The 13,678-nt window shown below is 69.7% G+C and carries 16 protein-coding genes; 7 read left to right on the forward strand and 9 right to left on the reverse strand.

The window, feature by feature from the left end; genetic code table 11:
- Positions 1-23 precede the first annotated feature (23 nt).
- Entirely contained in the window at positions 24-839 is an 816-nt protein-coding gene (locus VM306_RS25545) for an RNA-guided endonuclease TnpB family protein (RefSeq protein WP_325519438.1), read from the reverse strand.
- A gap of 47 nt (positions 840-886) precedes the next feature.
- Here VM306_RS25545 and VM306_RS25550 point away from each other — a divergent pair, with 47 nt between their 5' ends.
- The 3 genes from VM306_RS25550 to iolD are packed head-to-tail and all read left to right on the forward strand — an operon-like array spanning position 887 to position 4,526.
- Complete coding sequence (locus tag VM306_RS25550; RefSeq protein WP_414672448.1) at positions 887-1,792, forward strand: Cgl0159 family (beta/alpha)8-fold protein; 906 nt, start codon at positions 887-889, stop codon at positions 1,790-1,792.
- Entirely contained in the window at positions 1,789-2,676 is an 888-nt protein-coding gene (gene iolB, locus VM306_RS25555; protein WP_325519442.1) for a 5-deoxy-glucuronate isomerase, read from the forward strand. The genes VM306_RS25550 and iolB overlap by 4 nt, the downstream gene beginning before the upstream one ends.
- Positions 2,673-4,526: a 3D-(3,5/4)-trihydroxycyclohexane-1,2-dione acylhydrolase (decyclizing) gene (gene iolD / locus VM306_RS25560; protein ID WP_325519444.1), complete on the forward strand. Its 1,854-nt coding sequence runs from the start codon at positions 2,673-2,675 to the stop codon at positions 4,524-4,526. The genes iolB and iolD overlap by 4 nt, the downstream gene beginning before the upstream one ends.
- Here the strand turns inward: iolD and VM306_RS25565 are convergent.
- The gene (locus VM306_RS25565) at positions 4,514-4,891 is read right to left on the reverse strand and encodes a hypothetical protein (RefSeq protein WP_325519446.1); all 378 of its coding nucleotides are present in this window, start codon (positions 4,889-4,891) and stop codon (positions 4,514-4,516) included. The genes iolD and VM306_RS25565 overlap by 13 nt on opposite strands.
- A gap of 783 nt (positions 4,892-5,674) precedes the next feature.
- On the opposite strand from VM306_RS25565, the gene VM306_RS41520 reads away from it, so the two are divergent.
- Together VM306_RS41520 and VM306_RS25575 are read left to right on the forward strand one after the other, a co-directional pair.
- Entirely contained in the window at positions 5,675-5,983 is a 309-nt protein-coding gene (locus VM306_RS41520; protein ID WP_325519448.1) for a hypothetical protein, read from the forward strand.
- A gap of 39 nt (positions 5,984-6,022) precedes the next feature.
- The gene (locus tag VM306_RS25575) at positions 6,023-7,018 is read left to right on the forward strand and encodes an NADH:flavin oxidoreductase/NADH oxidase (protein WP_325519450.1); all 996 of its coding nucleotides are present in this window, start codon (positions 6,023-6,025) and stop codon (positions 7,016-7,018) included.
- A 73-nt stretch (positions 7,019-7,091) separates the two neighbouring features.
- Here the strand turns inward: VM306_RS25575 and VM306_RS25580 are convergent, their stop codons facing one another.
- Positions 7,092-7,280, reverse strand: coding sequence for a DUF3073 domain-containing protein (locus VM306_RS25580; RefSeq protein WP_325519452.1), 189 nt, complete (start codon positions 7,278-7,280; stop codon positions 7,092-7,094).
- Between the two features lie 173 nt (positions 7,281-7,453).
- Between VM306_RS25580 and VM306_RS25585 the strand changes: the two genes are divergently transcribed.
- A complete protein-coding gene (locus VM306_RS25585; RefSeq protein ID WP_325519454.1) occupies positions 7,454-8,314 on the forward strand; it encodes a hypothetical protein in 861 nt (286 codons plus the stop codon).
- On the opposite strand, the gene VM306_RS25590 is transcribed toward VM306_RS25585, so the two are convergent.
- The 5 genes from VM306_RS25590 to VM306_RS25610 all read right to left on the reverse strand — a co-directional run bounded on the left by VM306_RS25590 (position 8,257) and on the right by VM306_RS25610 (position 12,428).
- Positions 8,257-9,438, reverse strand: a complete 1,182-nt coding sequence (locus VM306_RS25590; protein ID WP_325519456.1) for an MFS transporter — start codon at positions 9,436-9,438, stop codon at positions 8,257-8,259. The genes VM306_RS25585 and VM306_RS25590 overlap by 58 nt on opposite strands.
- A 70-nt stretch (positions 9,439-9,508) precedes the next feature.
- Complete coding sequence (locus VM306_RS25595; RefSeq protein WP_325519458.1) at positions 9,509-10,078, reverse strand: aerial mycelium formation protein; 570 nt, start codon at positions 10,076-10,078, stop codon at positions 9,509-9,511.
- A 60-nt stretch (positions 10,079-10,138) separates the two neighbouring features.
- A complete protein-coding gene (locus VM306_RS25600; RefSeq protein WP_325519460.1) occupies positions 10,139-10,984 on the reverse strand; it encodes a 3-keto-5-aminohexanoate cleavage protein in 846 nt (281 codons plus the stop codon).
- A complete protein-coding gene (locus VM306_RS25605; protein ID WP_325519462.1) occupies positions 10,981-12,042 on the reverse strand; it encodes a YgfZ/GcvT domain-containing protein in 1,062 nt (353 codons plus the stop codon). Before VM306_RS25605 ends, VM306_RS25600 begins: the two co-directional genes overlap by 4 nt.
- Positions 12,039-12,428, reverse strand: coding sequence for a Fur family transcriptional regulator (locus VM306_RS25610; RefSeq protein ID WP_414672453.1), 390 nt, complete (start codon positions 12,426-12,428; stop codon positions 12,039-12,041). Before VM306_RS25610 ends, VM306_RS25605 begins: the two co-directional genes overlap by 4 nt.
- Positions 12,429-12,509: 81 nt before the next feature.
- Here VM306_RS25610 and VM306_RS25615 point away from each other — a divergent pair, with 81 nt between their 5' ends.
- Complete coding sequence (locus tag VM306_RS25615; RefSeq protein ID WP_325519466.1) at positions 12,510-13,352, forward strand: aminodeoxychorismate lyase; 843 nt, start codon at positions 12,510-12,512, stop codon at positions 13,350-13,352.
- On the opposite strand, the gene VM306_RS25620 is transcribed toward VM306_RS25615, so the two are convergent.
- Positions 13,349-13,678 (reverse strand): glycosyl hydrolase family 18 protein (locus VM306_RS25620; RefSeq protein WP_325519468.1); only part of this gene is annotated, 330 nt, incomplete at its 5' end. The two genes, VM306_RS25615 and VM306_RS25620, sit on opposite strands and share 4 nt — an antisense overlap.

Here is a 13,678-nt window from a genome sequence, read left to right on the forward strand (position 1 = left end):
CGCCGTGAGGCGATCGGCAGCGCTCACGCGCTGCGCCTCACGGCGTGGGTTTCCTGGTTCACGGCCGATCGCGGAAAGGAGGATCCTTGCCGTCCGACATCAGCTCCACAGGCATCGTCCGAGTCACCTCGGACTACGGCTCGACCAGCCGCAAGGATGTTCTTCGCCGCGTTGAGATCCCGATCGTGCCGGGTGCGGCAGTTCGGGCACGACCAGTGCCGTTCGCCCAGCCTGAGGTTCGAAAGCAGGTAGCCGCAATTCGAACAGGTCTTGCTGGAGGGGTACCAGCGGTCGACGACGACCAGGGTGCGGCGAGCCCGTGCGCACTTGTACTCCAGCTGGCGGCGGAACTCACCCCAACCCGCATCGGCAATGGCGCGGGCAAGACGGCGGTTGCGGACCATGTTCTCGACCGAAAGGTCTTCGATCGCGATCAGATCCGCCGACCTGACGAGGTTCGTGCTGGTGCGGTGCAAGAAGTCCTGTCGCGCGTTCCGGATCTTCCGATGGGCTCGTGCGACCTTGGTCTTCACCTTGCGGCGGTTGTCGCTGCCACGCTGGCACCGAGCCGGTCGACGTTGGTGGCGAGCCAGGTTTCGCGCCCGACGAGCCAGGTGTCGGGGATTGGCGATTCGTTCACCATCACTGGTCACAAGGAAGTTCGTCGGGCCCAGGCCCACCCCTACCAGACGCACACATTCGAACGTGCGGTTCAGAAGTGCGGCTTGTTCGACTGTCGGGTAGACCCGGCACTTGCGTGCCGTTCGCACAACGCACAAAGTACTGGAGGAGTCATGTCGGCCGAAATGCCGGCCTGTAGTCGCAGGCGAAGCGCTCACGGCGCAGGTTGCACTCCTTTCTGGCTCGGCATCCTCCGGAGGCCTTGGTGATCACCGATGGGCAGTGGCGGGAACTGCTGTGGCGGCGGGCGGAAGACCCCGGCTCGATCAGAAGGGCCTACCAGTCGCGCAAGCGGCGCAACTCGTTGCTGAACGGCAAGTCCACGCTGTTCCTGGTCGCGGCGGACCACCCGGCGCGCGGTGCCCTGGGCGTCGGCGGCGACCCGCTGGCGATGGCCGACCGGCGGCAGCTGCTGGCCCGGTTGCTGACGGCGCTGGCGAACCCCGAGGTCGACGGTGTGCTCGGCACCCCGGACGTGATCGAGGACCTCCTTCTCCTGGACGGCCTGGACGAACGCGTGGTCATCGGCTCGATGAACCGCGGTGGCCTGGCCGGTGCGGACTGGGAGATCGACGACAGGTTCACCGCGTACGACGCGGCGTCCATCGCCACCTTCGGCCTGGACGGCGGCAAGATGCTGCTGCGCCTGGTCGACTCCGACCCCGGCACGATCCCGACGCTGGAAGGCTGCGCGCGAGCCGTCACGGAACTCGCCGAGCACGGCCTGATGGCGATGGTCGAACCGTTGCCCTACAAGCGTGACCACAACGACAACCTGGTGCTGCAGAAGGATGCCGCGGCTCTGTCACGTGCGATGGCCGTCGCCGCCGGGCTCGGGTCGACCTCCGCCTACACCTGGCTGAAGCTGCCCGCCCCGGACGAGCCCGACGTCGTGCTGGACGCCACCGCCTTGCCCGCCCTGGTGCTCGGTGGCGTGCCTTCCGAACGGCCTGAGGACGACCTCGCGTCGTGGGGCCGATCGCTGCGCCACCCGACCGTGCGCGGCCTGGTCGTCGGACGTGCGTTGCTGTACCCCCCGGACGGCGACGTCGCCGGTGCCGTCGCCGCTGCCGCCGAAATCCTCCGCACCGCGAAGGGGGTCCTGGAATGAGCCTGCACCGTCCACACGGGACTCTGTCGACCTCGTCCGGCGTGATCTCGTTGACGCCGGAGGACGCGGGCTGGGCCTACACCGGTCTGCGCGTGCTGCGGATCGAGGCCGGTGGGTCCTCGACGGTCGAGACCGGCGAGTTCGAGGCCTTCGTGCTGCCGCTGGCCGGGTCCCTGTCGGTCGAGGTCGAGGACGAGAGGTTCGAACTCCAGGGCCGCGACTCCGTCTTCACCCGCGTGACGGACTTCGCCTACGTGCCGCGCGACGCGACGGTCGTGCTGTCCTCTGTGGACGGCTGTGAGGTCGCGCTGCCGATGGCGCGGTGTGAGAACAGGCTGGCGCCGAAGTACGGGCCGGCGGACGGCGTGCCCGTCGAGGTGCGCGGCTCCGGCAACGCCACCCGTCAGGTCACGAACTTCGGCGTGCCGGGTGTCTGGGACCACGCGGACAAGCTCAGCGCGTGCGAGCTGATCACGCCGGACGGCAACTGGTCCTCGTACCCGCCGCACAAGCACGACTCGTCCGAGCCGTGCGAGGTGGAGAACGAGGAGATCTACTACTTCCGCATCGCCGACCGTGACGGCGTGACGCCTTCGCGCACCGGCTTCGGTTTCCACCGCACGTACACCGACGACGGCACGATCGACGAGGACGTGACCGTGCGGGACGGCGACGTGTTCCTGATCCCGCGCGGCTACCACGGTCCGTGCGTCGCGGCGCCGGGATATCCCATGTACTACCTGAACGTGCTGGCCGGTCCGGGTTCCGAACGGTCGATGGCGTTCTGCGACGACCCGGCGCACACCTGGGTCCGCGACAGCTGGGCGACGCAGGAGCTCGACCCCCGTTGCCCCGTGACGACCGCAGAGGGGCGGGTCCGATGAAGCTCACGACCGCGCAGGCGCTGGTCCGCTGGATGCTGGCCCAGCGAACGGAACTGTTCGACGGTACGCACGCGCCGCTGTTCCCCGGCGTGTTCGCGATCTTCGGTCACGGCAACGTGCTCAGCATCGGCAACGCCCTGGAGGAGGTCCGCGACCGGATCCCGGTGTGGCGCGGGCAGAACGAGCAGGGCATGGCGCTGGCCGCCGTCGGCATCGGCAAGGCCTCGCACCGCCGCCAGGTCGGCGTCGCCACGTCGTCGATCGGTCCCGGCGCCCTGAACATGGTCACGGCCGCCGGCGTCGCCCACGCCAACCGCCTGCCGCTGCTCCTGCTGCCGGGCGACACGTTCACCGGCCGCGCGCCCGACCCCGTTCTCCAGCAGGTGGAGCACTTCCACGACCCGACCGCGACGGTCAACGACGCGTTCCGCGCGGTCAGCCGCTACTTCGACCGCGTCACCCGCCCCGAACAGCTCCTGTCGACGCTCCCGCAGGTCGCGCGGGTGCTGACCGACCCGGCCGACTGCGGTCCCGTGACGCTGGCGCTGCCGCAGGACGTCCAGGCGGAGTCCTACGACTTCCCCGACGCGTTGTTCGAGCCCGTCGTGCACCGGCCGCTGAGGTCGCGCCCGGACCTGTTCGCCCTGGCGGAGGCCGCCTCGGCGATCCGTTCAGCGGTGAGGCCGCTGCTCGTCCTGGGTGGCGGCGTCCGCTACTCCGGTGCCGCCGGCCGGGCGCTGCGCTTCGCCGAGCAGCACAACATCCCGGTCGTGGAGACCACCGCGGGCCGCACGCTGGTCCCGCACGAGCACCCGCTGCACGCCGGCCCGCTCGGCATCACCGGCTCGACCTCGGCCAACGCCCTCGCGGCCGAAGCCGACGTGGTGATCGCCGTCGGCACCCGCCTGCAGGACTTCACCACGGCGTCCTGGACCGTCTTCTCCCCGGACGTGCACCTGGTGTCGCTGAACGCGGCCCGCTTCGACGCCGTGAAGCACGGCTCGTCCGCCCTGGTGGCCGACGCCGACGAGGGCCTGCGCGAACTGACCGACGTCCTGGACGCCTGGCAGGCCCCCGCCTCCTGGTCGGCTCGTGCGTCAGCCGAACGCATGAAGTGGGACGCGCACATCACCTCGTTGCGGACTCCCTCGACGGACCTCCCGACGTACGCCCAGGTCGTGGGCGTCGTGAACGACGTGAGCGGCCCGGCCGACTACGTCATGACGGCCTCCGGCGGCCTGCCGGGCGAGCTGATCGACGGCTGGCGGGCCACCGGCGAGTCCACGATGGACGTCGAGTACGGCTTCTCCTGCATGGGCTACGAACTGGCGGGCGCCTGGGGCGCGGCGATCGCCCGCGACGAGGGCGTCGTCACCACCCTGCTCGGCGACGGCTCGTACCTGATGCTGAACTCCGAGCTCTTCTCCGCCGCCTTCGCAGGCCACGGCTTCGTGGCGGTCGTCTGCGACAACGACGGCTACGCGGTCATCCACCGCCTGCAGACGAGCCAGGGCGGCGCGGGCTTCAACAACCTCTACCCCGACTGCACGACGTCGCACGCCGAGCCGCCGCGCACGGACTTCGCAGGTCACGCGGCGTCCCTGGGCTGCGCGGTCTTCCCGGTGGAGTCGCTGGCCGAGCTGGAAGGCGCCTACCGCGAGGCCCGTGAGGCGGCGGTGGCCGAGAAGCGCCCGGCCGTCGTCGTGATCCGCACGCACCCGTCGTCGTGGACCGAGGCCGGGGCGTGGTGGGAGGTGGGCGTGCCGGAGGTCTCGCACCGGTCGGAGATCGCGGCCGCACGCGACGAGGTGCTGGAGGGCAAGGCCAGGCAGGTCCGCTACCTGAGCTGACCGCGGGCGGTGACCAGGGCGGGCCAGCCGTGCCGCTCCAGCCGGGCTGCCGAGGACACCAGGCTCACCGACACCGCACCGGCACGAGCCACAGCCGCCAGCACGGTGCCGCCGTCGATCACGTGACCCGTCGTCGGCACACCGTTGATCACGAGATTCGCGGTGGAGACGGCGTCGGGCATGCCCAGGTCGCCCCACGTCGCGATGCCGCACCGTTGCGCGTGCCGTTCGAGCAGGGAGATGAGAGTCCTGAGAGGGACGGCCCGCCGCCGGGTGTGCACCAGCAGCGGGTCGTCCTGGTCGTCGGTCTCGAGTTCCACGTACTCCAGGTCGTCGTCGATCGCGTGCCGGCTCCACCCGATCACCGGTGAATCTTCGGTGATCAAAACCGGTCCGCCAAGCCTGGCCGCGGCGTCATCGAAGTCGATCTCGGGCGATGGCGGCGGCGGAGGTCGATCGCTGAAGTCCATGGCCTCGAAGTTACCCGAATCAGTAGACGTGGTCCCACGCTTCAGCGGGGCCTGCCCAACATACCGAGCCGTTTGCGAGAATGGCGTAGCTGCTGCCCGAGACGATCGTCGCGTCTGCCTCGCCAGCCAGCTGCTCGACTGCGGCGCTAATGCTCTGAAAGAGGACGAACCCGGTGCGGTGTTCCCCCCTTTTTTTCGCCGCGTGCACGGAACTCGACGAAGACAACGCCGCAGTTGCCCTGACGTCTTCCACATATCGCGTGCGGGATATTCCCACGTCGCCCGACGCCATTGTGGCGTTCGGGTCGACGACTGGGGCTTCCGGTGGTACTTCGCCACGTCGAGCGGCCTCGGCCTGCCTGGTCGGGACAGATGTGATCCGGCCGTCCGGATTTTCGCGACCTCGTAGCCGTTCTTCTTCGCAACCTCGCGGTCGAAATCGACGATGTTGTGTCCTGCGCGCTCGCCGCGACAGGCGAAAAAGTGAACACCGTCAGCATCGTCGAGACTGCGGTCACTGTTTTCTTCAACTTGTTCATTCAATCCCCAGGGCAATGCTCAGCTTATTGCTGCCGGAGCAGGTGTCGCAGGTGAACTGAAGTTGTCGGCGGACAACACCTGTTGTTGATCAGGATTGGTTGCTACAGTCGGGTGGCATGGGGGGACAGAATCGCTGAGTTGATCGATGAAGTCATCGGGGAATCACTGGCAGATGAATCCGTTGGTTCGCTGCTGGAGAGACTGCGCGCGACGAGTGAGGTTCGTCGAAAGGCGGACGAGATGGTAGGCGAATTGCTCGTAGAGGCGCGCTCGGTGGTGGACCTGTTGTGGGGGGCAGCAGACCTCGTCACACCTATGCCGAGCTTGGCGCGGCGCTCGGCATCTCACCTCAAGCGGTACGACAACGGATGCGACGGGCCGAGCGACACGTCCAGTGAGCGAGACGACCCGGCGCTCGGGAACAACCCGGTGGCCGTTCGTCCTTGAAACGTTCGTAGACATACGAACGTTTCAAGGGAGCCTTTCGTGAGCCTGTTGTTCTCCCCGCTGACCCTGCGCTCGGTCACGCTGCCCAACCGCATCGCGGTCAGCCCGATGTGCCAGTACTCGGTGACAGAGGAAGACGGCGTGCCGACGAACTGGCACCTCGTCCACCTGGGTTCCCGCGCCGTCGGCGGTGCCGGGCTGGTCATCGCCGAGGCCACCGCGGTCGAGCCCAGGGGCCGGATCTCTCCGCAGGACGTCGGCATCTGGAACGACGCGCAGGTCGAGGCCTGGAAGCCGATCACGAAGTTCATCAAGGAGCACGGCTCGGTGCCGGGCATCCAGCTCGCGCACGCGGGGCGCAAGGCGATCGGCGACTGGGTGCCGGTGGCGCCCACGACCGAGCCGTTCCCCGGTGGCAACCAGCCGGAGAAGCTCGAGGGCCACAGCGGGATCGTCAAGGCGTTCGTCGACGGCGCGCTCAGGGCCGTCGAGGCCGGCTTCGAGGTGCTGGAGATCCACGCCGCCCACGGCTACCTGCTCCACGAGTACTACTCGCCGCTCACGAACGAGGGCAGCATCGAAGAACGCATCGCCCCCTCCGTGGAGGTGACCGCGGCCGTCAGGGCAGCGGTCGGCCCGGACGTGCCGGTGCTGGTGAGGATCAGCGGCAGCGACTGGGTCGAAGGTGGCTGGACCGCCGACGACAGCGTTGTGCTGGCACAGGCGCTCAAGGCCGCGGGTGCGGACCTGATCGACGTGTCCAGCGGTGGCAACACCGCGCAGGCGGACATCCCGATCGGGCCCGGCTACCAGGTGCCGCTCGCCGAAGCTGTGCGACGCAAGGCAGACGTGCCCACGGGTGCGGTCGGCCTGATCACCGAGGCGAAGCAGGCCGAACAGGTTCTTGCGGACTCCTCCGCCGACCTGGTCCTGCTCGCGCGCGAACTGCTCCGCGACCCGTACTGGCCGCTGCACGCGGCTCAGCAGTTGGGTGTGGAGGTACGCGCGCCGAAGCAGTACGCCAGGGCTTTCTGAGAACGCCCTCAGAGTTCAAGGGCTGGGCTCCGGGGTGACCGGCAGCCCAACCCTTGAACTCCGAAGGCTGAATTCAGCGACGGTAGTCGTCGTAATCGTCGTACGGGTCGTGGAGTGGCTCGTCGCCACCACTACTCCCGTTCGGCGACCTTTCGTCACCAGACAGCTCGCGCTGCAGCGCAGCGAAGTCGGTCTCATGAGAGCTGTACTTGAGCTCCCTGGCGACCTTCGTCTGCTTGGCCTTCGCTCGGCCGCGCCCCATGGCTCGACCCCCTCGCACAGGGACGGGGGCGGCCGGGGGAACGGCGGCCCCACTCGTCTCGACAACTAGTTCCTGGTAACTACCGTACCGTGCCGATGGGGTTCCTCGCGACGCGGTAGGCATGACACGTGCCGCCAAATCTCACGGCCGCCCCCGCGTGGAAGGATGCACAGGTGCCCAGACCGTTCGTCGCCTACCTGAGGGTGTACGAACCGTTATCGGTGTTGGACGCACCGCTAGCGGCGAAGGTCGAGAAAGCCCTGGAAAAGGGCCCTGTCCCCCGCTCGGAGGCAGGGAACCGCGAACGGGAGCTGTGGTTGCGATCACAGTTGGGCAGAAAGCTCCTCCCGGGCGAGTCGTCCGACGTGATGACCATCAGCCCGGCCGAGGTTCCGACGTCCGAAGCGGCCCGTGTCGGCCCCGGCCCTCTCGTCTGCCCCCTCGACATCCGGACGCGGTCCGCGGCCGCTCTGGTGGGCTTCCTGGCCTCGGCGCCGCCGATCCTCCAGGACGCCGCCCTCAGCCTCTCCCCGGAGACGGTCCGGGCGCGTGCGTCGGCCGTGATGGCCGAACTCTCCGCGGGCGCGGTCCACGTCATCTCCACGACCTGGACGGTGCCGCTGCCGTGGTTCGCCCTCGTCGACCCCGCCCAGCGCCGCGTGGTGCTGGCGAGCGCCCAGGACGACCCGGAACGGCAGGTGTCGTGGCGCGTGGCGATGGCGGACGCCCGGCGGAGGGTGGCGAGGGCGCTCAAGGTCGTGAAGGGCTCCCTGGGCGAGGACGGGCCCGCCACGATCCTCGCCGACACCGGCCGCTGGCTGGAGCACTTCCACCCGCACTCGGCCGTCGAGCTCGACTACGGCGGCCTCGTGCAGCTGCTGGAGGACAAGGACCTGCTGGAGGACACCTCCGCGGCCGACGTGAACGCCATCGTCGACGCCCTGGAGACCGGTGACGCCGAGGAGGTCGCGTTGCGCTACGAGACGCTGCGCGAGTTCTGGGGCGAGCTGGCCCGCAGGGAACGCCACGGCTGAAGCAGCACCCGCGCGACCACGGCCGCGACGGCGGCCAGTGCCATCGCCGCGGGCCACCCCACGTGCACGGCGACGAAGGCCGCGACGAACGGCGTGGTCGCGGCGCTGAGGTAGTTCGCCGAGTTCTGCATGGCGATCGCGGTGGCGCTGCGGCCGTCCGGCGCGAGCTCACCGGCCTCGGTGACCGCCAGCCCGTTCCAGCACAGCGCCAGCACCGCGGTCGGCACCAGCACGGCCACCAGCACCGGCAACGGCGCCTGGTCGAGCACCGCGACCAGCGCGAACCCACTCGCCGTGATCACCGACACGATCTTCAGCGGGCCGATCCGGCTGCGCACCCGGTCCGACCACACGCCGACCGCGAGCCGTCCGGCGCCACCGAGCGCCTGGGCGACGGCGAAGACCGCCGCGGCCGCCGTCACGCTCATGCCGCGGTGCTCGTGCAGGAGGGGCACCATCAGGGCGGTGGCGGTGAACTGGGGGACCACGAGCAGCCCGCTCGCGAGAGAGAGGCGCAGCAACCGGGGGTCCTTGAGCACCAGCCCGTGGTCGGAACCCGCCCGCACCGCACCGGGTGGTTCCCTGACCAGCAACGCCACCGCGAGCGCCACGAACCCCGTCACGCCCGCCAGCACGACGAACGCCGTGGGCACCCCGGCGGAGATGGCGATGCCGGGCAGCACGGCCGCCGTGAGGGCCGCGCCGAGCGGGGTCGCGGTCTGCCGGACGCCCATCGCGAGGCCGCGCGACTCCTTGCTGAACCACGACATCACGGCCCGGCCGCTGGCCGCGTTGACGCTGGCCCCGAAGAGGCCGACGGCGAGCAGCGCGAGACCGGCGACCCAGGCGTTGCCCAGCGCCGCGCACAGCAGGCAGACGGCGGCCCCGAGGCCGCCGATGGTCATCACGAGTCGTTCGCCACGCCGGTCCGCGACGACTCCCCACGGCACGAGAGCGATCATCGTGCCCAGGTTGACGGCACCGAGGAGCAGCCCCACCTGGGGCAGCGTCAGGGAGAAGTGGTCCTGCAACTGGGGGCTGATCGCCGGCAGGCCGAGGAAGACGGCCGCGTTCGTGCCCTGGGCCAAAGCCCCGACGCACAGCACGACCCAGCGATACCCCATGAGGGCACGCTAGGTCCGCTGCTCACAAAGTGGAACAACCGTCCCAGATGATGGGAGCCGATTGTGGGAGTCAGCTCTTGCGGCGGTGGTGCCCGCGCTCGGCGGCCAGCAGTTCGTCGACCGAGGCGCTCCCGCGCTGGTAGCGCGACGCGATCTCGGCGTTGAGCTTGTCCACCACGACCTGCACCTCGCGCCGCCGCACCGACACCGAGGCCTCTTCGGAGATGAACGTCTCCAGCACCTCGCCGAGCCGGTCGTCCGACAACGAGCTCACGTCGGAGAGGTCCACGTCGGAGATGAGCGCTTCGACGTGCCGTTGATGCGCATCAGCACGTGACGGCTCATGGGTCTGGTACCGGCCGAGGCCTGTCGCCGGACCGACGGCGTTCGTGGAGAGGATCGTGGCCAGCTGGTCGACCACCGCCGAACCGCCGGAGTTGCGGCGCTCCTGTTCCGCGCGCACGATGTCGATCCGCGCGTGCAACAGCCGCCGCAGGTAGGACAGGTCGGTTTCTTCCTGCGCTGCCTCGTCGCGGAGTTCGCGCACCTCGACGAGCGGGCGCTGCTCGACGCCCTCCGTGTAGTCGGGGGCGAGCACCCTGTCGATTCGGCGGCGCCCGCCAGGACGCACCTCGATCACGTGTCCATCCTGCGGTAGATCCTCCTCACCCGCCAACACATCCCATGCACCGAACTTGTCTCAAATGTGCACGCCCAGCAGCTTTCTCGCCTCGTCAGGGGACAGGGCCGGTCGCTGGGCGATCTTCGAGAGCCCCGCGGCACGTGCCACGAGCTGTGCGTTGTCCCGCACCGGCACCCCCCGCGAGTAGCTGGTCGTGTCCTCCATACCCACTCGGAGGTGGCCACCCGCACCCAGTGCGGTGAACATCACCGGGAGCGTCGTCCTGCCGATCCCGGTGGCGGAGAACGTCGCCCCGTCCGGCAGGGCGGCGACCGCGGCGACCAGGGTCGCGGCGTCACCGGGCATCCCGCCGGGCACTCCCATGACGAAGTCCACGTGCACGTGACCGCCCGCGGGCAGGCCGTGCTGGTCGAGCAGGCGCTTCAACGACGCCAGCTGACCGATGTCGAAGATCTCGTACTCCGGGACGATGCCGCGTTCCTGCATGCCCTTGTGCAGGGACACGATGAACTGCCAGCGGTTCAGGAACACGTCGTCGCCGAAGTTGACCGTGCCCATCGTGCAGGAGGCGGAGTCCGGCATCGCCTCGAGCACGCGCAGCCGGTCCTCCTCGGGGTCGTGGACCGACCCGCCCGTCGACAGCTGCACGACGAGGTTCGTCCCGGACCGCAGCGCCTCGACGGTGGCCTTCAGCCGGCCGAGGTCGAGCGACGGCCTGGTGTCCTCGCCGCGGATGTGGACGTGGATCATCGCCGCGCCGACCTGCTCGCAGCTCTGCGCCGTCGAGACCAGCTCTTCCAGGGTCACCGGGAGCTGCGGGACGTCGGCTTTGGCGTGCTCCGCTCCGGTGGGAGCGACGGTGATCAGCGTGCCGTTGGACATGCCCCGACCATAAGGGCTCATCCCCTCAGGTTGCGAACGGCTTCCCGGCCCAGTCCGGGCGTGTCCGGCGGCACCGAGTCGGGGTCGATCCGCGCGGGGACCTCCCGTTCGGGGGCTCCGGCGACCAGCTCCGACTCGACCGGTACGGATCGCTTGACCAGTGCCAACGCGATCGTTCCCAGCTCGTGGTGCTGCACGACGCTGCCCACCCTGCCCACCACGCGGCCGTCCAGCGACACCGGGTCGCCGGTCTCCGGCTGGGCGTCGGCGGAACCATCCAGGTGGAGCAGGAGCATCCGCCGTGGGGGGCGTCCCACGTTGTGGACCTTCGCGACCGTCTCCTGGCCGCGGTAGCAGCCCTTGCTGAGGTGCACCGCGCTGTCGATCAGGTTGACCTCGTGCGGGATCGTGCGCTCGTCGGTGTCCACGCCCTGGCGCGCCCGCAACGCCTCTACCCGCAGCGCCTCGAACGCGAAGCTGCCCGCGGGGCGCGCTCCGGCGTCCGTGATGCGCTGCCACCAGTCGCTCAGCTCGGCGCGCGGGACCAGCAGGTCGACCGCGTGCTGACCCGGCCACGACGCCCGGCGCGCGAAGCCCTCGCCCAGCGGCTCCACGTCCGACGGCAGCGGGATGCCCAGCTTCTCGAGCAGCGCGGGCGTCTCCGGGCCGGTGATCGTCAGCAGCGCGAACTCGGACGACGCGTCGCGCGGCTCGACCTTCGACCAGAAGACCATCTTCTTCAGGTACGCGAGCAGGTCGTCGACCTCCTCGACGTCGAGGAACACCGTGCCGCCGACGTTCGCGACCACCATGTGGTGCTCCAGCCGGCCCTGCGCGTCGAGGATCAGCGCCTCGGTGGCCGCGCCCTCGCCCAGCTGCTCGAAGTGCTGGCTCGTGAGCTGGTGCAGCCACGTGAGCCGATCCTCGCCCGGGATCGCGATGATGCCGCGGTTCGAGCGGTCGACGACGACGACCGACCGGGCGGCCGAGCGCTGCTCCGCGAACGGGTCGCCGTAGTGCCAGGCCACGCCCGCGTCGAGGGAATCGTCGGGCGGCGGGATGGCTCCTGGGAAGCTCACTCGGTCTCCTGCTCCTGCTTCAGGCAGTCTCGGCACGTGCCGGACAGCGCGAGGTGGCTCGCGTCCAGTTCGAACCCGTCGCGCTCCCGCAATGTTCCGACCAGCGGCTCGAGGAGCTCGGACGGGATCTCCCGGATGCCGCCGCAGACGTGGCACACCAGGTGGACGTGCTGGTGCTCGTCGACCGAGTAGCTCGGCGCGCCGTGGCCCAGGTGCGTGTGCCGCACCAGCCCGAGCTTCTCGAGCAGGTCGAGCGTGCGGTAGATGGTGGTGATGTTGACCGTCGGCGCCGTCTCCTGGACGCGCGCGCAGATCTGCTCCGGAGTGGCGTGCTCCAGAACCCTGACCGCGTCCAGCACGAGCTGACGCTGCGGCGTCATCCTCATCCCGCGGTCGTGCAGCGTTTTGCGCAGCCCTCTTGCGGTCTCCACGACAGCCATGTTAGTTGCTGCCAGTAGGCTCGGCGCATGCGCGTGCTGGCACTGCTCGACGGAACCCTCGCTGACCCCGACTCGCCGCAGATCCGCGTCGACGACCTCGGACTCATGCGCGGTGACGGCGTGTTCGAAACGATCCTCGTGGTCGACGGGAAGCCCCGCGAACTCACGCCGCACCTGGACCGGCTCGACCGGTCCGCCGCCATGCTCGACATGCAGCCGCCTCCGCGTGCGGAGTTCGAGCGGGCGGTCGAGCTGGTCCTCGGCAACTGGGAGGGCAGCCCCGAGTTCGCCCTCAAGCTCGTTTACACCCGCGGCGTCGAGGGCGGCGACGGCACGCCCACCGGCTTCGCGCTCGGCATGGAGATCGGCGCGAAGGTGCTCAAGCAGCGCGCCGAGGGCCTGGCCGCGGTGACGCTCGACCGCGGCATCGACGCCGACCTCGCCGACCGCGCGCCGTGGCTGCTGCTGGGCGCGAAGTCGCTGTCGTACGCGATCAACATGGCCGCCCTGCGCGAGGCCGAGCGCCGCGGCGCCGCCGAGGTCATCTTCACGACGTCGGACGGCTCGGTGCTCGAAGGCCCGACCTCGACCGTGATCCTGGTGCGCGGCAAGACCCTCGTCACCCCGCCGTCGAAGCTCGGCATCCTGCCCGGCACCACGCAGTACGCGTTGTTCCGCGCCGCCGAGCGCGCCGGCTGGACCGTCACCGTGGAGCCGATCCAGACCGGCGAGCTCTACGACGCCGAGGGCGTGTTCCTCGCGTCCAGCGTCCGCAAGATCACGCGGGTGACCACGCTGGACGGCAAGCAGCTGCCCGACTCGTCGGCCCTGCTGACCGAGCTGCAGGGCCTCTACGAGTCCGAGTACTAGCGGAGTCCGGCGTCGACCGCGGTCAGCAACGGACCGCGGTCACCCGACATCTCCCAGATCATCGCGCCCAGCAGGTTCTTCGACCTGAGCCACGCGGTCTTGCGCTGGATCGACCACGCGTCGTCGACGGTCCACCACTGGTTGCCGGTGTAGCAGTACGTCGCCACGGCCTGTTCGTCGTGGTACACGGTGCAGTTCGGAACACCGGCCACGAGGTTCGAGTACCCGCGCGTACCCGCTTCCTCGGCGAACTGACCGGGCGCGGCCCCACCCGCCGCCTGCCACTCGCCGTTCTTGCCGCCGGCCGTCACGTTCTGCCAGCCGCG

This window comes from Lentzea sp., assembly GCF_035525475.1.
GTDB lineage: Bacteria > Actinomycetota > Actinomycetes > Mycobacteriales > Pseudonocardiaceae > Lentzea.

Bases quoted from the DNA above. Each gene is read 5' to 3' on its own strand.
- VM306_RS25580 (WP_325519452.1), bottom strand. From the start codon at position 7,280: ATGGGGCGCGGCCGAGCGAAGGCCAAGCAGACGAAGGTCGCCAGGGAG.
- iolD (WP_325519444.1), top strand. From the start codon at position 2,673: ATGAAGCTCACGACCGCGCAGGCGCTGGTCCGCTGGATGCTGGCCCAG.
- VM306_RS25615 (WP_325519466.1), top strand. From the start codon at position 12,510: ATGCGCGTGCTGGCACTGCTCGACGGAACCCTCGCTGACCCCGACTCG.
- VM306_RS25590 (WP_325519456.1), bottom strand. From the start codon at position 9,438: ATGGGGTATCGCTGGGTCGTGCTGTGCGTCGGGGCTTTGGCCCAGGGC.
- VM306_RS25610 (WP_414672453.1), bottom strand. From the start codon at position 12,428: ATGAGGATGACGCCGCAGCGTCAGCTCGTGCTGGACGCGGTCAGGGTT.
- iolB (WP_325519442.1), top strand. From the start codon at position 1,789: ATGAGCCTGCACCGTCCACACGGGACTCTGTCGACCTCGTCCGGCGTG.
- VM306_RS25600 (WP_325519460.1), bottom strand. From the start codon at position 10,984: ATGAGCCCTTATGGTCGGGGCATGTCCAACGGCACGCTGATCACCGTC.